Source organism: Paenibacillus helianthi (genome assembly GCF_001909055.1).
In the GTDB taxonomy this organism is placed as follows: Bacteria; Bacillota; Bacilli; order Paenibacillales; family Paenibacillaceae; genus Paenibacillus_AQ; species Paenibacillus_AQ helianthi.
This window is the reverse complement of the sequence record NZ_LVWI01000001.1, coordinates 250,487-270,381: the sequence shown is the minus strand read 5'-3', so window position 1 is coordinate 270,381 and position 19,895 is coordinate 250,487. Positions and strand designations below refer to the sequence as shown.

Annotated in this window: 18 protein-coding genes; 16 read left to right on the top strand and 2 right to left on the bottom strand. The window is 46.3% G+C overall.

Annotated features, from left to right (window positions below; genetic code table 11):
- Positions 1-80: 80 nt before the first annotated feature.
- Positions 81-902, bottom strand: a complete 822-nt coding sequence (locus A3844_RS01005) for a CPBP family intramembrane glutamic endopeptidase (protein ID WP_074106322.1) — start codon at positions 900-902, stop codon at positions 81-83.
- Between the two features lie 264 nt (positions 903-1,166).
- On the opposite strand from A3844_RS01005, the gene A3844_RS01000 reads away from it, so the two are divergent.
- From A3844_RS01000 to nagE, 11 genes are all read left to right on the top strand, one after another.
- Positions 1,167-1,961: a DUF2087 domain-containing protein gene (locus A3844_RS01000; protein WP_074106549.1), complete on the top strand. Its 795-nt coding sequence runs from the start codon at positions 1,167-1,169 to the stop codon at positions 1,959-1,961.
- Between the two features lie 21 nt (positions 1,962-1,982).
- Positions 1,983-2,360, top strand: a complete 378-nt coding sequence (locus tag A3844_RS00995) for a GIY-YIG nuclease family protein (protein WP_074103101.1) — start codon at positions 1,983-1,985, stop codon at positions 2,358-2,360.
- A 105-nt stretch (positions 2,361-2,465) separates the two neighbouring features.
- The gene (locus A3844_RS00990) at positions 2,466-2,861 is read left to right on the top strand and encodes a DnaJ family domain-containing protein (RefSeq protein WP_074106321.1); all 396 of its coding nucleotides are present in this window, start codon (positions 2,466-2,468) and stop codon (positions 2,859-2,861) included.
- Positions 2,862-2,987: 126 nt separating this feature from the next.
- A complete protein-coding gene (gene hrpB / locus A3844_RS00985) occupies positions 2,988-5,483 on the top strand; it encodes an ATP-dependent helicase HrpB (RefSeq protein ID WP_074106320.1) in 2,496 nt (831 codons plus the stop codon).
- Between the two features lie 111 nt (positions 5,484-5,594).
- Entirely contained in the window at positions 5,595-6,251 is a 657-nt protein-coding gene (locus tag A3844_RS00980; RefSeq protein WP_074083544.1) for a general stress protein, read from the top strand.
- A 409-nt stretch (positions 6,252-6,660) separates the two neighbouring features.
- Positions 6,661-7,020: a replication termination protein gene (locus tag A3844_RS00975; protein WP_074083543.1), complete on the top strand. Its 360-nt coding sequence runs from the start codon at positions 6,661-6,663 to the stop codon at positions 7,018-7,020.
- Positions 7,021-7,140: 120 nt separating this feature from the next.
- A complete protein-coding gene (locus A3844_RS00970; RefSeq protein ID WP_074083542.1) occupies positions 7,141-7,533 on the top strand; it encodes a DivIVA domain-containing protein in 393 nt (130 codons plus the stop codon).
- A 111-nt stretch (positions 7,534-7,644) separates the two neighbouring features.
- Positions 7,645-10,398, top strand: a complete 2,754-nt coding sequence (locus A3844_RS00965) for a CHASE3 domain-containing protein (protein WP_167374608.1) — start codon at positions 7,645-7,647, stop codon at positions 10,396-10,398.
- Positions 10,399-10,563: 165 nt separating this feature from the next.
- Entirely contained in the window at positions 10,564-11,433 is an 870-nt protein-coding gene (locus A3844_RS00960; RefSeq protein WP_244169655.1) for a PRD domain-containing protein, read from the top strand.
- A 13-nt stretch (positions 11,434-11,446) separates the two neighbouring features.
- Complete coding sequence (locus A3844_RS00955) at positions 11,447-11,956, top strand: PTS sugar transporter subunit IIA (protein WP_074106319.1); 510 nt, start codon at positions 11,447-11,449, stop codon at positions 11,954-11,956.
- Positions 11,957-12,013: 57 nt separating this feature from the next.
- Positions 12,014-13,468 carry an N-acetylglucosamine-specific PTS transporter subunit IIBC gene (gene nagE / locus A3844_RS00950; protein ID WP_074083540.1) on the top strand — a complete coding sequence of 485 codons (1,455 nt, stop codon included), beginning with the start codon at positions 12,014-12,016 and terminating at the stop codon, positions 13,466-13,468.
- A 210-nt stretch (positions 13,469-13,678) separates the two neighbouring features.
- Here nagE and A3844_RS00945 read toward each other — a convergent pair whose 3' ends face one another.
- Complete coding sequence (locus A3844_RS00945) at positions 13,679-14,230, bottom strand: TetR/AcrR family transcriptional regulator (RefSeq protein WP_074100646.1); 552 nt, start codon at positions 14,228-14,230, stop codon at positions 13,679-13,681.
- 150 nt (positions 14,231-14,380) lie between these two features.
- On the opposite strand from A3844_RS00945, the gene A3844_RS00940 reads away from it, so the two are divergent.
- The 5 genes from A3844_RS00940 to A3844_RS00915 all read left to right on the top strand — a co-directional run bounded on the left by A3844_RS00940 (position 14,381) and on the right by A3844_RS00915 (position 19,689).
- Positions 14,381-15,271 (top strand): NAD(P)H-binding protein, encoded by an 891-nt coding sequence (locus A3844_RS00940; RefSeq protein WP_074106318.1) that lies wholly within the window; start codon positions 14,381-14,383, stop codon positions 15,269-15,271.
- Entirely contained in the window at positions 15,268-16,122 is an 855-nt protein-coding gene (locus tag A3844_RS00935; protein WP_074106317.1) for an SDR family NAD(P)-dependent oxidoreductase, read from the top strand. Before A3844_RS00940 ends, A3844_RS00935 begins: the two co-directional genes overlap by 4 nt.
- A gap of 447 nt (positions 16,123-16,569) precedes the next feature.
- Positions 16,570-17,367 carry a class I SAM-dependent methyltransferase gene (locus A3844_RS00930; protein ID WP_074106316.1) on the top strand — a complete coding sequence of 266 codons (798 nt, stop codon included), beginning with the start codon at positions 16,570-16,572 and terminating at the stop codon, positions 17,365-17,367.
- A 752-nt stretch (positions 17,368-18,119) separates the two neighbouring features.
- Positions 18,120-18,563, top strand: a complete 444-nt coding sequence (locus tag A3844_RS00920) for a GNAT family N-acetyltransferase (RefSeq protein WP_074101574.1) — start codon at positions 18,120-18,122, stop codon at positions 18,561-18,563.
- A gap of 118 nt (positions 18,564-18,681) precedes the next feature.
- Positions 18,682-19,689 carry a phosphotransferase enzyme family protein gene (locus A3844_RS00915; protein ID WP_074100772.1) on the top strand — a complete coding sequence of 336 codons (1,008 nt, stop codon included), beginning with the start codon at positions 18,682-18,684 and terminating at the stop codon, positions 19,687-19,689.
- Positions 19,690-19,895 lie beyond the last annotated feature (206 nt).

The window sequence follows — 19,895 nt, the reverse complement described above, 5'->3', positions numbered from 1 at the left end:
ATTCTGGTTAGAGGCTGCCTTAACTCACGTGGATATACATCCATGTATTTGTCCATTATAGCTGTAGGCAAAAGTTAACTCTATGCAATAGATTCGTGATTTTCAGAAGGTGTTACTTTTCGGATGATAACAAGTCCATAAATAAATAAGGGCAGAAAGATTAGAATTGAGATTAAGGAGTTACTGACAGTCATAGTGAGGTAGGTTTTGTTCAGACCTCCGCCAAGCGTAATTTCTTGAAAGCTGCCAAAGATATCAAATACACCATGAGCAATCATTGCTGGAAAAATGCTTTTATTCCTGATAACACAGGCTGCAAAATACACACCGATGAATATTCCATAAGTCATTTGTGTTAACGTAGCAAGCAATGAAGAATGATGAAGAAAGTAATGGATGATATGGGCGGAACCAAACAATACACTGGATATGATCACCGCAGCATAACACCCTCTTCGGGTTGCTCCCCATTTACGCAGCATTACTGACAATACAGCACCGCGGCACAGCACCTCTTCAAATAACCCCGTGGACAGATATGTTAAGATGAACAATCCAATTACGACCGGTCTTGAGGTATCTATAACAATATTGCCAAATATAAAATCGGACCCATTAAGTAATGTTAACAAAATCATTGGCCAGTAAATCCATAATCCCTTCCAACTCGGACGGGTAAATCCTGCACTCTTCAATAACCCCCACCGTTTCAGAAGCCATATTATTGCAAAACTAACCAGTACCTGTTCAATTATACCTGTTGCATATTCACTAGATTTCTGACCTAACAGAGATACAAACAAAGGATCTAAAGGAATGGACGTTAAGGCAATCGTCACAACAATCATAATAATTGAAAACATTACAGGCCGACCAAAAGCATAAGTTTTTAACTTTTCCATATAAAACTCCCCCTTGTAATAAAACTGGATACGACTCCATAAGTGTAGGCGAAAATATCCGCTACGATCTAACTAATTACTTAAGGAAATCTAACGGAAATCTTAACATTTCTTAGCTGCTGTCCGGTGAGATGAGTGGAACGTAGATGAACAATGCCAATGGCTAGGGCAGTTTTTTTGGCATTTTATAAACAATGTAATTAGATGATTGTAAAATAACAAACAAAATGATAATATGTCTATATATTAAGGCGGAAATGGGTGATCGGGTTGGCGGAAGGTAATGAATCGGTTAGTATTTCGGAAAAATTCTGGAATGCCTCTATTAGTGAGCTGAAGCAGGGATATCTTTTTGAGATGCGGGAGCATTCAGGTTACTATACTTGTCTGGTCTGTGGAGAGGAATTTGAGAAGGGCTTGATCTATAAGAAAGAGAGTCAATATTATGAAGCCGGCAAATATGCAGCACTTCATGTGGAACAGGCACATGGAGGGATGTTTCACTGGCTGCTGGGACTGGACAAGAAGCTTACCGGATTAACGGAGCTGCAGAAGGGGCTGCTGAATGCTTTTCGGCACAGCTTGAGTGATGGAGAAGCAGCCAAGGAACTGGGCATTGGCAGTACCTCTACCGTGCGCAATCACCGGTTTACTCTGCGGGAAAAGGTGAAGCAGGCGAAGCTGTTTCTCGCTGTAATGGAGCTTGTGGAAGAAAAGCCGGGGGCATCCTCGCCTTTTGTCAGTATCCCGCGTTCCGCCGCCATGGTCGACGAGCGGTTTGCCATTACGGAGGAGGAGAATACCGAAATCCTGAATACCTACTTTAAAGAGGGATTGGAAGGTCCAATCTCGGAGTTTCCCAAGAAGCAGAAGCGTAAAGCAGCAATTCTCCGCCAGCTGATTAAGCGTTTTGAAACCGGACGCCAATATACAGAGAAAGAGGTTAACGCCATCCTGAAGGAGGCTTTTGCGGATTATGTTACGCTCCGGCGGTATTTGATTGATTATGGGCTGCTGGACCGTGAGCCAGATGGAAGCAGCTACTGGGTTAGTTTATAGATGAAGGAGAGAACAGCAAACATGGAAAAGTCAAAACGTAAAGAATTAGCCTATAACTACGCGCATTCCCACCGGCCGATGGGAGTATACCGAATCGTCAACACCTTAAATGATAAGGCCTTTGTAGGCAGCAGCATTAATCTGGATGGAGTCTGGAATAAGCATAAGTTCATGCTGGACATCGGAAATCATGACAATAAAGAGCTTCAGGCAGATTGGAAGGCATTCGGAGAGAAAGCATTTATTTATGAGATTCTGGAGCAGATTAAGCCTGAAGAGGATTTTGTGGCAGAGGTAACCGAACTCTCCAAATACCGCAAACAATTGCCCGATTTGGAGAGCAAATGGCTGGAGAAGCTGTCACCTTACGGAGAACGCGGTTATCTAAAACAGAAATAGTGAACGGGTGATTTCACTCATCCCCTATGCTAAACTATAGGCAAACGGCAGCACATCGGCCTGATAGCTTGATTGGGGCCTTGCAGCAGAGGAGGGAGAGTGGATATGACGATATTATCTTGGCTTGCGGAACAGAGGATACAGGAAGCTATGCGTAGTGGTGAGTTCGAGGATCTGCCGGGGCACGGCAAACCTCTTCAGCTGGAGGATCTGTCCGGGGTGCCGGAGGATTTGCGGATGTCCTTCAAAATCATGAAGAACGCCGGTCTGCTCCCGGAAGAAGTCACGCTGCGCAAGGAATGTGTAACTCTGGAGACACTGCTCGCGGCATGTCACAGCAATGGAAACACCGAGGATGGCGAACGAAAAGAGCTTAAATCCCAACTGACGCTGAAACGACTCCGCCTTCAGGAGCTGATGGGGCAGCGCGGATTCGGGAACAGCAGCGCGTTCTCCGACTATGGAGACAAGATTCAGGAGCAACTGACGCGGGAAGAATAATTGAATCGAGTTATCCGGCCGAAAGGGCAGGGTAGCTCTTTTTTGTATGCAGAGAGCTTGAAATTTACTAGGGTTTCGCCCATCATATTAGGAATACTAGACAATAAGAATACATGGAGAGATTCGATGAGACAGCTTCCCATTGCGCAGGTGCTCCCTGAGCTGAAAACCATATTGAACACTTCAACCGCTGCCGTTCTGCTAGCCGAGCCTGGCGCGGGGAAGACAACCGGTACGCCGCCGGCTTTTTTGGAAGAGGTTTGGCTGGCCGGAAAAACCATACTTATGCTGGAGCCCAGAAGGTTGGCCGCCCGGTCGGCAGCGAGCTACATGGCATCCTCCATGGGCGAAAGTGTCGGACAAACGGTAGGCTACCGTATGCGCAATGACACAAAAGTAGGCAAAAACACCCGTATTGTCGTGGTCACAGAAGGAGTATTGACCCGAATGCTGCAAAGCGATCCGTCGCTAGGCGATGTAGGGCTTGTGATCTTTGATGAATTTCATGAGCGCAGCCTTCATGCAGATCTGGGACTGGCGTTAACACTGGAAGCACAGGCTGTGCTCCGCGAGGATCTGCGGATTCTGATCATGTCGGCAACACTGGACGGCGACAGGGTATCGGCTCTGCTCGGAGGTGTGCCTGTTGTGGATTGTCCGGGCCGGACCTTTCCGGTGGAAACGGTCTATCTGCCAGGCCCCGGAGACAGGCAGCTGGAGCAGGGAGCTGCAGCGGCAGTCCGCCGTGCACTTGCCGAACAGCCTGGAGATGTGCTGGTCTTCCTGCCTGGGGAGGCGGAAATCCGCCGCACCGAGCGTGAACTGCAAAATGTTGCTCTCCCTCCTGGAACAGTGCTTCGTCCACTCTATGGGCAGCTGCCACAGGCGCAGCAGGATGCCGCGGTGGCAGCCTCAGTACCCGGAGAACGTAAAGTAGTTCTGGCGACTTCGATTGCTGAAACCAGCTTGACGATCGAAGGGGTACGCACGGTGATCGATACGGGGCTGCGGCGGACTCAGGTGTTCTCGCCGCGCACGGGCATGCCCCGGCTGACTACGGTGCCGGTCTCCAAGGCTTCGGCTGACCAGCGGCGGGGCCGTGCGGGACGCACCGCGCCGGGAGTATGCTACCGGCTGTGGAGCCCGGAAGAGCATGCCCGTCTTCCGGATGAGAATGTGCCGGAGATCATGGAGACCGACCTGGCGCAGCTGGCTCTGGAGTTGGCGCTGTGGGGAGCGCCTTCCCCGGCGGCGCTGCTCTGGCTGGACGCGCCGCCTGCTGCGCCTTACGCGCAGGGCACAGCGCTGCTGCGCCAGCTCGGCGCGCTGGACGTCGGCGGCGCCATTACGCCGCACGGCCGCAGCATGGCCGCGCTCGGCGCGCACCCCCGCGTCGCGCACATGCTGCTGCGCGCGGCAGAGCTGGGAGCAGCGCCGCTCGCCTGCCGGCTGGCGGCGCTGCTCCAGGAGCGGGACCTCTGGCGGGGTCCCGCGGCAATGGACAGCGACCTCACGCTGCGCGTGGAGGCGCTGCTGAGGTTCGAGCGCTCCGCTGCGGACAGCGGCGGAGCGGACCCGGCAGCTCTGCGCGCGGTGCAGCGCGAGAGCCGGAGCTTCCTGGCGCAGCTGAAGGCCGCGCCGGGTGCACTGCCGGACAACATCAGCCTCACCGGGCTGCTGTTGTCGTTCGCCTACCCCGACCGCATTGGGCAAAAACGCGGCGATGGCGCGTTTCTGCTCTCGGGTGGCCGGGGGGCGGCCATGAGAGAAGGGCAGCCGCTAACGCGTTCGCCCTATATTGTAGCGGCCGGCATTGATGACCGCGCCGGCCAGAGCCGGATTATGCTGGCCGCAGAGCTGCCTGAAGCAGATTTGCTGAAGCATCACAAGAACAATATGATAGATGAGCGCGAAGTCTATTGGGATAATGATAGCGGAAGTGTACAGGCGCGCCGGCGGACCCTGCTGGGTGCATTGATCCTGAAGGAAACCTCGCATGAAAGACCAACAGCAGAAGAGGCAGAGGAGGTACTGCTTCGCGTCATTGAAGGCAGGGGGCTCGAACTGCTGCCCTGGGACAAAGGCACGGTTCAGCTGAGACAAAGGATGGTATTCCTGCATAGGCTGCGGGCAGATTTTCCGGATGGTTCGGAAGAAGCCCTGCTGTCCTCCCTCAAGGAATGGCTTCAGCCGTTTATTCAGGGGATGCGCAATCTCCGCGACCTGCAGCGGGTGCCTGTATCCAGAGCGCTGGAGGGACTGCTGGATTGGAGCAGCCGTCAGATGCTAGACAAGGAAGCCCCAACGCATATTACCGTCCCCAGCGGTTCACGGATTCCGATGGATTACAGTAACCCAGAGGCACCGGTGCTTGCGGTCAGGCTTCAGGAGTTGTTCGGCCAAGTAGATACACCAAGGATCGGGGGAGGCAAGGTTGCGGTACTGCTGCATCTGCTTTCTCCGGCAAGGAGACCCGTGCAGGTGACGGCGGACCTCGCCAGTTTTTGGCGCAGCACCTATTTTGAAGTCAAAAAGGATCTCAAAGGACGCTACCCCAAGCACTACTGGCCGGATGATCCGCTGCAGGCAGTCCCTACAAACCGTACACGCCCTTCAAAATAAACGTTCTTCCCTGCTTACATCGTCATATCACTGAAAATGCTTACACCCTGTTTGGGATGTATATGATCGGGTAATAATGTAGCGAACGACAATTACGAAGGAGGGCTTCAAGTGACCGACAAAATCATAGGTGTATTCAACACAGAACAAGAAGCGACCAGAGCAATTGAAGAGCTGCAGCGACAGGGTGTAAGCAATGACGAGATCTCAGTAATCACACGTGACCGGAATGAACTCAAAAATATATCGGATGATACAGGAACTATGGCACCAGAAGGCGTAGCCACCGGTGCCGCAACCGGAGGAGTAGTTGGGGGGATTACCGGTCTGCTTGCAGGAATCGGGGCACTGGCCATTCCGGGGATAGGTCCTATTCTGGCGGCAGGCCCTATAGTGGCTACTCTTACAGGGGCAGCCATCGGCGCAGGTGCGGGCGGTCTCGTTGGAGGATTAATAGGACTGGGTATTCCTGAGGATGAAGCCAAAGAATATGAAAGCTACGTGGACAGCGGAAAAATCCTCGTCCTAGTGGATGATAATGGACGCGGACGCGATATCCACAGCGTATTCACGGGCAACCGTTCCTTGAATGCCAGCAGATATAACAGCTTGTATGGCGATGGTACGCTGAATGATCCCATTACGGACCGGGGAGCAACAAACCCTGATGTTATAAGGGATGATACGACAGTAGGTAATTCCATGGGCAACAGAGGGTCCATGAACGCGGATGTCGACCCGGACCGTTACAACGGCAACCGGATGTAGGCCAGCAAGGCTGCGAGAAGCTGTATTGAAGCCTCTGGGCGAAGAATAGAGTTATAATAAATTCAAAAGACTGCATTTCAGAAAATATCTGAGGTGCGGTCTTTTTGTTTTTAGAAAATGAAATCGGTTGAATACAGCGAACGGGTTGTCCCGACTATTGGATAATGATATCTAGAAGCCTCCTATAAACTTTATTTCATCATATGAAAAATTCATAATAGATAAACTAAAAGAATCACACACTCTAGATTCAACGATTTTACTCGAACTAATTGCGGTATTTAGATCCTAACAAAAGGTTTCAAGGAAAGGGATTCTCTCTGATTTTCTTATTGTGAAATCAGGGAAATAGTGTTTATACTGAAGTTGTGCAGGAAAGATAAGGAAACACATCATTAGGAGGTGTCCCATGGCTTTTATGATTGCCCAAAGGGCTTTTATCAAGGTATATCTGATTACAATGGTTGAGCAACATAAGGGGTATGGCTATCAGATGCTTGAGGATTTGCGGAGAGATTTCAAAACGCATGGCTATTCCCCTCCTCAGAGTGAAATCTACCGGGCACTGCATGAACTGGTCCAGCAAGGGATTCTATACCGGACCAAGCAGTTGAAAGGCAATGATCCCAAGGTGGACTTCCAAGAGATCGTCCTGTATCATTTCACCACGGATGGAGAGGAAAAAGCCAGATTGTATAAGAAGCAGGTCAAGACGGATCTTGACCGCTGTCTAGGGATTTTGAACAAAGCTGTTTCGGATAATTTCTAATCTTCAAGGGATTAGATTTTAATCTTAAGAACTACAACCTAAGTGATATTTCCAGGTTGCTGTTACCCTGTTATAATGATTACTGCCAGATGAAACGCTATATACTTGGAGGTAACTAACATGGATGAACACATGAAACGCAGACTGGATAAGCAGAGAAAGCTGTTCAGCCAACTAGGCATTACACTCGACGCACTCACCATACATGAGAAAGAATTCAGTATGAAGCTTCGCGGCTATGATGCCGAAGAGGTAGACACGTTTCTGGATAGCGTGATCAAGGATTATGAGCGCTTCTATGCTACAATAGCTGATTTGATGGATAAATGGCAGGAGCAGCAGATTGAGCTTCGCGAAATGAAGGACAAAGCCCAAAAGGCTGAAGCTGTTCCGGCACCCGCACCGGTCATCCGGGGGATTGATCCGATGGACCTGGAAGATGTGATCTTGAAGCTGGAAGCCAACGTAAGACAATTAAAGGACAGGCTGCCTAGGAGCGAAAGTTTTCTGTAACAGCATTATAATGCAAATGGACCCTTGTTATCTGATTTGCCAGCATTTACAATTATAGAATAACTTGTGTAAATGAATTATATATTGGAATTCCAGATGGAGGGTGGACCATTGCATGATAAGCGAGGTTTACAGCTGAAGATCCGCGGGAAAATTGCTCTCGGTTACGCCATGATCCTGTTAATGCTGGGATTGTTTCTGCTGGTTGTATCCGGTAGGATTAGCGCCTTGGAGAAAGAAACTGTTTTTCTGAGCGATCATGATATGACTTTGCATGAGCTTACCTATCAGATTGAAAAAAATGTGCTGGACATGGAAACCGGTCAGCGGGGTTATGCCCTTACTGGAGACCCCAGCTATTTGGCTCCTTATGATAGCGGGACTACAGAGTGGAAGATTAATTACACTAAATTAAGCAGTATGATTAGGGATAATCCGGATCAGCTATTGAACTTGAACGATATCCAAGAGAATATTGTTCAATGGATCAAGATATCCGGACAATATGTAGTTGATCTTAAGCGCAATGGGCAGAATGAGGCGGTGAACGCTTTCTTTCGTAATGACAGCGGCAAGCTGATCGTTGATTCCATACGCTCACAGTTAGAGTACTTCCGGGATAACGAGCGGAAGCTTACCAGCGAACGTATTACCAATTTGAAAGAAAGCAACAACAAGCTTCTGAAGATTATGTATGTTCTCTGGACACTGGTTGCGTTCTTAGCAGCTCTTGTAACCTACCTGATCTCTGCCAGTATTGTCAATCCACTCCGTAGCGTCATTCAGGCGATCCGGAGTATTGCAGGCGGAGGAAATATGTCCGAGCGGATCACCGTGAAGACCCTGGATGAAATCTATGATCTGGGGAAAGCAACAAATGAACTTCTGGATACTGTGCAGCGGGATCACTGGAGCAATGAACAGATATCTTTAATGTCTATAGCGCTTCAGGAAACGACGGATTTATCAGTAGTGTGCAGGACATTTGTGAACAGACTGTCCTTTATGCTGGAGATGCAGTACGGAGTCATTTATGTTCTGGGTGAGAACGATCAATTGGAACGGAAGTATGTTTATGCCGGTTCGGAGAATCAGGAGTTCCGGAGCGGGAAGACAATCATCCGCCTGGGTGAGGGCCTCATTGGCCAGTGTGCGATTGATAAAAGGCTGAGCCGGATTGAGAATTTACCAGCGGATTACATAAGTATTAACTCCGGGCTCGGAAGATCCGCACCCCAATTCGCTGTTATTGCTCCTGTTTTATTCGAGAACAAAACTGTAGCCGTTCTGGAAGTGGCTTCACTTACCAAATGGGCCCCATACCATCTTGAGCTGTTTGGTGAGTTGCTGAAAATGTTGGGGGTCACCTTGAATTCTGTTTTGACGCGTATGGAGATCCAGCATTTGTATAAAGAATCTCAAGCGATGAACGAAGAACTACAGATTCAATCTGAGGAGCTTCAGGTACAGTCCGAAGAATTGCAGGTACAAACTGAGGAATTGCAGCATCATACACAGGAATTGCTGACTATAAACCGGGAGCTGGAGGATCAGAAGGCCGTTGCCGAGAATGCTGCAGTTCAACTGGAAAAGTATAATGAACAATTAGAGCTAAGTTCCCGCTACAAATCTGAATTTTTAGCAAATATGTCTCACGAGCTGCGCACACCGCTTAATAGTATGCTTATTCTTTCACAACTGCTTATTGAGAACCGCAATGATTCCCTGTCGGAAGAAGATCTCGGATATGCAGCGGTCATTCATTCGTCCGGCAGTGAGTTGCTGTCAATGATCAACGATATTCTGGATTTGTCCAAAGTAGAAGCAGGCAAAATGACAGTCGAACGGGATGCCGTCAACCTTACTGAATTACCATTCATACTGAAGGGTTATTTCAACAAAATTGCTGAGCAGAAGAATATAGACTTCAAGGTAACACTTCAGGATGATGTTCCCGATTTATTCTTTACTGACGAAATGAGATTGCATCAAATCCTGAGGAACCTGCTTTCCAACGCTTTTAAGTTTACGGTGAAGGGTTTCGTGGAGGTGAACATTCACCGGGTTGAACCTTTTACGGAGTCACAGCTTCTTACAGCTGAACCTGTAATCGCTTTTGCCGTAAAGGATAGCGGTATTGGTGTCTCGGAAGCGAACCGGGAGATCATCTTTGAAGCATTCCGTCAGGCTGACGGCTCCACAGCCCGGAAATTCGGCGGAACAGGCTTGGGATTGTCCATATCCCTTCAGCTTGCCAGACTGTTAGGCGGCACAATAATACTTGATAGCAAAGAGGGGACGGGCAGCACCTTTACGTTGTATCTCCCTTGCCGTGAAGAAGATGACGGGTTCAATACCGTTTTTTCAGATGTCTGGAGCACCCCGGCAGCCGCTGCTTTGGAATGGGGAGTACGGCAGGAGATACCTGTTAAGAAGGACAGTACACCATTCGAAAGAGAATATTTGAAGCTGCATGAGAAAACTGTACTGATCGTAGATGATGATATCCGCAACATCTATGCCCTGGAAAAAGGGCTGGAGCCCTATGACATGAATATTCTAACCGCTCATTCTGGATTCGAATGCCTGCAAATAGTCAGAGAACACCCTGAAGTAGATGTTGTGCTCCTGGATATCATGATGCCAAACCTGGACGGGTATGATACCCTTTCGATTATCCGTGACGAATTACAGTTGCCTGAACTTCCTATTATCGCGATTTCAGCCAAAACGATGAAGGAAGACCGTGAGAAATGTCTGGCTGCAGGAGCCTCGGATTTTATCAGCAAGCCTGTGGTGATTAAGGATGTGGTTACACGGATGTGCCGATTGTTGGATGGATTTGACTTTTCAAAAACCCATTGACGGAAATATAGGTTTGATTTATTATGGTTTTATAAATGATCATTTATATGCAAGCGGCGTGTTACCTTTAAGGGCATGAGCCAAGAATTGATCTCATTCATTTGAGTCTTTCTTGGCTCTTTTTGATGCAAAAAAATCTGACAATGAATGGAAAGGAGGGGGACCTTGGCCAAGGATAATGAGCAATTTGAGGTACTACGGGTGATCGGCAATAACGTTGTAATGGTGCAAGGAGGCCGAAAGGGCAAAGAATATGTGATTATTGGCAAAGGGATTGGATTTGCGGTAAAAGATTCAGGAATCATTGATGCGAATGACCAGCGGATTGAGAAATTATTCCGTCTGGAGGATCGTGAGGAATGGAGTCAATATCAGATTTTGCTTGAAGATATAGATCCCAAAGTGATGAGAATTACGGATGATATTATTGCGGATATTGCCCTTGAATTTTCTGGCAAGTTGAATGACAAGATCTATTTGGCGCTCCCCAGCCATATCCAGTTCACCATTTACCGTCTCCGGAACGGAATGGACATTGTCAACCCGTTCCTTCAGGAGACCAAAATGTCCTTTCCCAAGGAATTTGAGATCGCTTACAGGGCGGCAGAAAAAATCAGCGCGGAGTTCCAGGTTCAGATTCCAGAAGACGAAGTGGGATTTCTAACCTATCACGTGTATTCTGCGGTCAGTAATGTGCCGATTGGCCAGTTGGTGAAAGCCTCAAATATCGTCAGCGAGTTGCTGGATATGATTCGGGTAGAACGTCAGATAACCTTTGCACATGGCAGTATGAACCATATCCGGCTGATGATTCATCTAAGATTTTCGATTGAACGGATTCTGCAGGGTTCGCTCATCGACAATCCGTTCGTGAAGCATATTCAAAAAGAATACAAAGAGGAATACAAGCTGGCCCAAAAAATGGGCAAGGTCATGCAGGAATCCCTGGGTGCAGAAGTTCCGGAAGAAGAAATCTGCTTCCTCGCAATGCATTTGCGGCGTTTGTTCCAGACCTTAGACAAACAGCAACAGTGAGGAGAGAGAAGTAATGTTTGCTAAATGGAAATCGAAAAAAGAAAAGAACCCTACCGAAGTGCTGGTGCTGGAGATTTATGCTCCGGTGAGCGGCCAGGCCGTTCCATTATCAGGTGTCCCGGATGAAACCTTCGCAGGTGGACATATGGGGAAAGGAATAGCTATAGAACCTAGTGAGGGGAGATTAATGGCCCCTTTTGACGGAAAAATTGCCCATGTGGTCAAATCCAGTCATGCCGTGATAATAGAACATTCTTCAGGACTTCAGCTGCTGCTGCATATCGGAATGGATACCGTAAGCCTGAAAGGGAGCGGATTCACTAGTCATGTTACCAGCGGAGATGAAGTAAAAGCAGGGCAGACACTGATTGAATTTGATATCGCTTTCATACAGGCGGCAGGCTATCAGACCATAACACCAGTCATTGTAACCAGCAACGGAGAAACGGATCTTGAAATGGATTACCATTATGGTCCGGTTGTTGCCGGCAAAGTCATTATTCTGACTGTGGCATCCAGGTAATAAAGCATATAGCTTCATGGTTAGCCAAGTAAAATACGAAACAAGGGGATGATTGGAATGTTAGCTTTTCTGCAAAAATTGGGTAAGTCACTGATGCTTCCTGTAGCTACACTGCCGGCGGCGGCGATTCTGCAAGGTTTAGGATTGCTCGACTATGAAAAGGACTTACATTTAGGCAGTGCTATTGGTGGATTTCTGAATCAGTATATTGCCCCCTTTCTGAATGCTGGTGCAGGCGCCATCTTTGGGAATTTAGCATTGATTTTTGCGGTGGGTGTTGCTATCGGTTTTGCAGGGGACGCCGTAGCTGCCTTGTCCGCATTGATTGCCTATATGGTACTTACGAAAGTATTGGGCATTGTACCGGCCACCTTCGGTTTCATCGGGGATGATGTTGTGCTCGATATGGGCGTGCTTGGCGGAATCTTTGCCGGGGCGTGGGCAGCTTTCCTGTACAAAAAATATCATAACGTCAAAATGCCCGATTGGCTTGGTTTCTTTGCCGGCAAACGTTTTGTTCCGATTGTAACAGCTGCATCGACTATGGTCCTGGCTGTCTTGATCGGTATGATCTGGAGTCCGGTGCAGGATGTAATCAGTGATTTCGGTAACTGGGTTGTAAGTCTTGGCGCTTTTGGGGCATTCGTCTTCGGTACAGCAAACCGTCTGCTGGTTCCCATCGGTCTGCATCACGTAATTAACACCATTGCCTGGTTTCAGCTTGGTGATTTCAAAAATGCTGCCGGGGAGGTTATCCATGGTGATATATGGCGTTTCCTTGCAGGTGATAAAAGCGCAGGGATGTTCACAACGGGCTTCTTCCCAATTATGATGTTCGCTTTGCCGGGGGCTGCATTGGCCTTTATCCATACGGCAAAACCTGAAAAAAAGAAAATGGTGGCCTCGATATTTATTGGTTCAGCTATCGCCTCTATCCTTACCGGTATTACCGAACCTTTGGAGTTCTCGTTCATGTTCGTCGCACCGCTTTTGTACTTGGTGCATGCGCTTTTAACTGGTCTTTCCATGGCCTTAATGTATTTGCTGGATGTAAGACTTGGATTTAGTTTCTCTGCGGGTTTGATTGATTACCTGACGAATCTAAAGCTTTCCACCAATGCCTGGGTCCTGCTTCCGGTCGGACTTGCGTTCTTCGTACTATATTATGTTTTGTTCCGCTTTGTTATTGTGAAGTTCAATTTGAAAACACCAGGGCGTGAGGATGATGCTGATGACGAAATCCTGGAGGCTGATGTGAGTGGAGCAAAAATCTCCGCATCCTCCAGAGCAGTCAAAATCCTGGAGAATATCGGCGGACCGTCCAACATCCGCAACATTGATGCCTGTATTACACGGCTGCGGCTGATTGTGAATGATGAGAAAGCAGTCAAGGACGCCGCGCTGAAGCAACTGGGAGCATCGGGGGTAATGAGATTGGGTCAGGGTGCGGTACAAATCGTATTTGGTCCGCAATCGGAGCAAATCAAGGATGACATCAAGAAACTCCTGTGAAAAAACGATAGATCAAGATCATAACATTTATATTCCTCCAAGCATCATCGTCATCATGGTGTCTTCCATGATCGCATATAAATTAAGAACCCGCATAACACCAATGGTTATGCGGGTTCTTAGTGTTCCGTCACATGAGCAGGTGTATCGGGCGGTTAAGATAAATCGTGGAGAACCGTATCATAAATAACGTCAAGTTTTTTTTAACTTTCAATCCACGCAGCAAAACGAGTTCTCATACAACTCATAAACGGTGAGTAAATGCTCCGCAAGGCCTTTCTCAGTGCTATTAATCCATTTAATAAATGCCATGTGAAAAATTTCAACCGCAAATCGCGCGGCAAGCTCCGACACATCGCTATCATATTTGGCAGATAATGAGTTTGTGACAGACGCAATGAGCACCTGCCCCTTCAACAGCTCCCGTTCTTGCAGATCAGGATTGCTTTGAATAATTTGATTCCGCGCAAGCACCCTCTCCCGCGAGCCCTCGAAAAACTCGGAAATCGACACAAAGCCTTCAACCGCAAGCTTCAGCGGTTTTTGCTCGACTTCAAATTTATCCGTGATAAAAGCCGAAACTCCCTGCCCCAGCTCATTGTTCGTGTCAAAAAGTACGTCCGACTTGTCCTTGAACTGCCGGAAAAAGGTTCGCTCCGTCACACCCGCAAGACTTGCAATCTCCTGCACAGTCGTGTGTTCATAGCCTTTTTCCATAAATAATTTGGTGGCCGCCGCCTGTAATTTTTCTTTGCTTTTCATTTTTATCATTCCTATTCATGTGATTAATGGAAGAAAAATAGAATGGTCAGTTTCTGACATTTTTTCTTGACAATAAAAAACCCGCAGGTATACAATGATTGAAAATGTCAGTTTGTGACACTATTTTATCAAAAAGAAGGAGAATGCACAATGAAAATCACAGTACTCGGCTCACTTGGCAATATTAATCGTTACTACCTTCCACGCCTCATCGCTGATGGACACGACGTCACAGTCATCACAAGCTCTAGTGATCGTATCGCCGACATCGAAGCGCTCGGTGCCAAACCAGCAGTAGGCTCAAACCGGGACGTAGACTTCCTTACCCGGGCTTTTACAGGTAGCGACGTTGTTTATCTCATGATCTCAGGCATCAATCCAACCTCCGGCATCGACATGTTGCAGAGCGCAATCGAGCTCTCTGAGAATTATAAGACCGCCGTGCAAAATTCGGGTGTGAAAAACGTCGTCAACCTCAGCTCAGTAGGCGCCGACAACCCTAACGCTGGCATCCTTTACAGCTATCATTTTGCAGAAGACGCACTTAACTCGCTTGAAGGCGTGAACGTTGCTCATATACGTCCTGTCGGCTTTTATAGCAATCTTTTTGCCGACATGCAAAGCCTTAAAACGATGCAAACCCTTTTTAGTCCAGTTTCGGCTATTATCGCGCACGGTTGGGTCAGCCCCATTGATATTGCGGACGTCGCTTACGCCCTGATTGATCACACCCCAGCAGGCAAAAGTGTGAAATTCGTCGTTAGCGATTGGGCTACAGGCAACGACTGGCTCAAGGCTCTTGCCGAGAATGGTATCGAAGCCAAATACCAACAAATCCCTGCCTTGGCCCTCATTGAGAATATGATAAAACTAGGCTTCCACGAAGACACCGCTAACCGCTTCGCCCAAATGAGCCGCGCTGGTGAGAGCCCCGATGAATTTTACGCCAGTCTCCGCGCCACCGACTACCATCTAGGCAAAGTCAAGCTCGTAGACTTCGCGAAAGTTTTTGCTGCTGCATACAAGGGGGAGAGACGATGAACGACGCACGTACGGATATTGATAACAGAGTATTTTTAATTTCAGGGGGAACATCCGGAGTAGGAAAAGCAATCGCAACGGGACTAGCCAGATTTGGTGCAAAGATCGTGATTATCAGCAGAAATGCGGAGCGTGGAGAAGCTGCATTAAAGGATATTTCGGAAGCCACAGGCAATAGCAAGGGAGAATGGGTGGCGGCGGACCTTTCCCTACAGTCATCGATCCGGGAAGTCAGCGACGTGTACAAGCGGAAGTACGATCAATTGCATGTGCTTATTAATGCTTGTGGTGCAGTCTATTTTAAGAAGGAATTGACGACTGATGGGATTGATCGTATGTTCGCGGTCAATGTGCATAGTCATTATCTGCTGACTAACCGGCTGCTCGACATCCTCCAAGAAAGCGGACCTGCACGCGTAATCACAGTGTCGGGTAACCCTAGATTTTTGAAGAATCCCGTCATTAACTTCGATGATATTCAAATGGAGCGCCAGTATAGCACGATGCGTGCAAGCAGCCAGTCGCTGTTCGCCAGGACGTTATTTGCTTTCGAATTGGCAAAGCGTTTAGAAGGAACGGGAGTGACCTCCAACGCTTTTTATCCGGGGTTTGTGAAATCCAATCTCGCGAGGAACGCGCCTTGGTATTTGAGGGCGGCTGCACCTCTCTTAAACGCACGTGTCAAAGCAGAATGCGGGATCGGGGTTTATCTGGCGTCTGCGAAAGAAATAGAGCGCGCAAATGGCGTATTCTTCGATGATAAGAAGCAAATCGTACCGATTCACACTAAGTTTGATGCTAGAGCGGGCAAGAAACTGTGGACCTTGTGCGAAGGTCTGACAAGGTACTAATCGAGCCGCTTGTCTAGCGATTGAGAATGCTTTGTCAAGAACGGAGTGATATCATGCGGAGGCCATCCCGCATAAGGATGGTCTTAAAACTTGCGTTACAAACAGCGCGGAGAACCGTATCATAAATGAGGGCGATTTTTTTCGGATGCGTATCTAGAGGGGGACTTTTGCTTACGGAAAGCAAGTTTAGAAAAATGTTTTTGTGACGGTCTTTCATGAACTCGTTCAGTCTCTCCACTGATGGGAATAAATATAAAGAATCTTTACATTGTTTGTTAAATATTTCCTGGTTATAATCAAAGAGAAATACATTCTTTATTTATCCGCTTTCCATTAAACGATGAAAGGATGATATTAGATGATTAAATATGACAGATTTGTTCACCTGCTTTGTTTCTTGGAGGGTGACTATAATTTAATCCTCCTATAAAAAATGGAGGTAAACCTGTGAATAGAGAGTTTATTGCAAAACATTGGTATGCTAGTGTGTATGAACAGTTTGAAAACCAAACTCACGACGTGGATTTTCTGTTGAAAGTACTTACAGAGCAAACAGATAATCAACCACTGAATATACTTGAAATTGCCTGTGGTGATGGTAGGATCTGTGTTCCTCTAGCAAAGGCGAATCATTTCGTTACAGGCCTTGATTCCGATGAACATATGCTCCTGCGATGTTATCGCCAGATGTTGGGTTTAACGAATATTCGCTGTTATCAAGCTGATGCAGTAATTTCCGGATGGGGTGTCGGTTATGATGTCGTAGTCATGGCAGGTAATATACTGATTAACATTGAATGCGAGATCGATTACAAAGATGCACAAAAGACCCTTATTAAAAATGCTGCGGCCGCGCTTCGTACGGGTGGACATCTTTATATTGATTTTGACCTGCAATATGATCCAGCAGCCCGGTTCAATAGGCTGAACGAGAGTAGCTCTTTCATAGGGACAGATGAATTGGGCACGACTGGCCAATGTGTTAGCTATGGGAGCGTGTATGACCCTATAACCCAGATTTGTAACGGAACTGGTCACTGGGAGCTCACCACAAATAGCGGTGAGCAGATCATCTTACCCAAGCGTTGGTATAAGCACATTCCCACGCAAACGCAAGTTTACGATTGGCTATCAGATGCCGGGTTTACCATTGAGTGTACCTATCACAATTATACTGTTGAACCGATTCCGGAGCCGATTGTTGAAGCTACAAATCGCGCTATTATATGGGCAAGAAAGTTATAAATTTTACATGCAGGTACGACAATTCTTTTCACTGTTGAATAAAACAAGATCAAAGAAAGGGTCATCCCTAGCGGATGGCCCTAAAATTTGCCGTTACAGACAGTGCGGGGAACCGGATCACAAATAATGGTAAAGTGTAGAGTGGAATTTTTGGTAAGTAGAAAATAACAAAGAGACGACCAGAATGCAGTACACTAAATCCGGTCGTCTCTTTGTTGGCAATTATTCAACCCCATGAAAGAACGATTGAACTTTCATACTATGTGGTACAGCATTGAGAGGTACATGGATGGTGGGCAGAATACACTAACAGAAATAATAAAACTGGCAACTATCGCCAGTTACCAGTTACACAGTTACGTTCCAATAACCCTAAAAATGGCATGGATACATAATATTCTATAAAAAAATCAATAAAAGACTATTACTTTTTTGGCATAACATGTATGTTTATTTATGCGGTCGCGACGCGAATCTGTTTCTTATAGAAATGTGTGAACTTTATGGGAGTATGAAGGGAGAGAAAGATATTCAGAAATTTTCAAAAATCAAATACATTAGCCCATACTATGAAGTAAATAAAGCTTCCTTGTTGAAATCTAAGGAGGATATGGCAACTGTGCCTTCCTATGAGAATTTCCGTGATATCTCCTTTTTTTCGGTCATGATGAATCCATACCATTTGGTACAGTTGGAGATATTGCTCAGAATGTAATGACGTATTCGAATATTTTTATTTATGGGGGTTGGGTATGGAAATTATGATACGAGAAGTTGTAGCAAATGATTATACTGAAGTTGTTTTTTTATGGAACGATGTACTTGGAATTCGCAATGTTAATGAAGAAAATTTTCGTGTTACTATGGAAAAAATGAATAAGGAAGGGAATTACAAAACACTTGTTGCATTATTTTCAAATGATGTGGTTGGTTTTGTAACTATAGTTCAGGCATTATCAGTAGGGGCTCCGATTGGTTATCTACATATTCAAGCTCTTGCTGTTAAAAGGGAATATCAGCATAGTGGGGTAGGAACAAAACTATTAAGACATACAGAAAATTATGCTAAGGAAATTGGAATATCAAGTATTATTTTATGTAGCGGATTTAAACGAACCGACGCCCATGCTTTTTATGAGCATAATGGCTATGACAAAGATTCGTACTGCTTTGATAAGATTATCAATCTCGCCTAATTTGGTCTGTTACCTATACGGGGTACCCAACTCAGTAGTAAAGCGGAGAGATATAATAAATGATCTCGCCAATATTGACAATGTAAATTATTATTCATGTAATAATGGAGGAATTGTTTTGGATCAATTATTTCCACTGGAAGTATCCGTTCTATCTTCCGATGCTCTTGGCGATTATATTTCACGCGAATATTTTTCTCGAACTCTGTTCAGATGCCGATTGTTCTATAGAGGTTTGCATGACATTTATAAGGTTATTGTAGGCGATCAATCGTATTTCTTCAAAGTATATCGCCAAGGTATTAGAAGTACGGCAGAAATTCAATCCGAGCTTGATTTGCTCCTTCACCTGAAGGCATCCGATATTGTTGTTACTTTACCTGTAATTAAACCTGATGGAACATACATTTCAGAATTTTTGACTGCGAACGGAGCAAGATATGGCGTGTTATATACGTCAGTCGGGGTGTGTGAGTTCAGCCATATAGAAGAGACTATTGAATCAAATGAGAAATTGGGAAAGTATATAGCTTCTATTCACGCAGCCTGGGATAGATGTGATTTTGCAATCGACCGATGGAATTTGGATGCAAGCTCCTTCATTGATCGTTCTATGGATGCCGTACGACATTTTTCCGAGATTCATGATTTTGACATAGACTTTTTAGAAGTAGTCGCAAAACATGTAAAGAAGAAGTTATTATATCTTTCTATTGAAACACCGCAAACTGGTGTCTGCCATGGTGACTTTTATAGTGGAAATGTTCGGGTTGACGCTAATAACAATCCAATCTTAATTGATTTTGACTTTTGCGGCAATGGGTGGCGAGCCTATGATATATCCATGTACGCCTATCCTTTTGGCATGGGATGCGATGCAGCTAAATTCCAGCAAAGAGAGCATCGTAAAGACCAGTTCCTAAATGGTTATAACAAGGTGAGAGCCATGAGTGAAAATGAGGTCAACTCCATTGCTCTCTTTATTCCGTTCAGAAGGATTTTCAATATTGGTACATTATACATCTCTTATCTGCCCAATACATGGGGAGATACTGCTGTCATTAGAAATGTCGATGGCGATATTGAGATGCTTAAACAGTGGATCGATTTAAACCCTATATTTTAGTGGGAATGAACAAATGATTGGTAACTGTTCCTTTATCTAGGATGCTGATTTGCTAGTGAAAATGACCAAGAAGCTTATTAGCTTGCTCGGTCATTTTCACTGGAATTATTGCAGAAGAGATTCTAAATATTAAAATACAACGACTGTCAAAGGGATTATGCGGAGAAAATTAAAGCTGAACGTTATGGCTGTTTATCCGAGGCTTT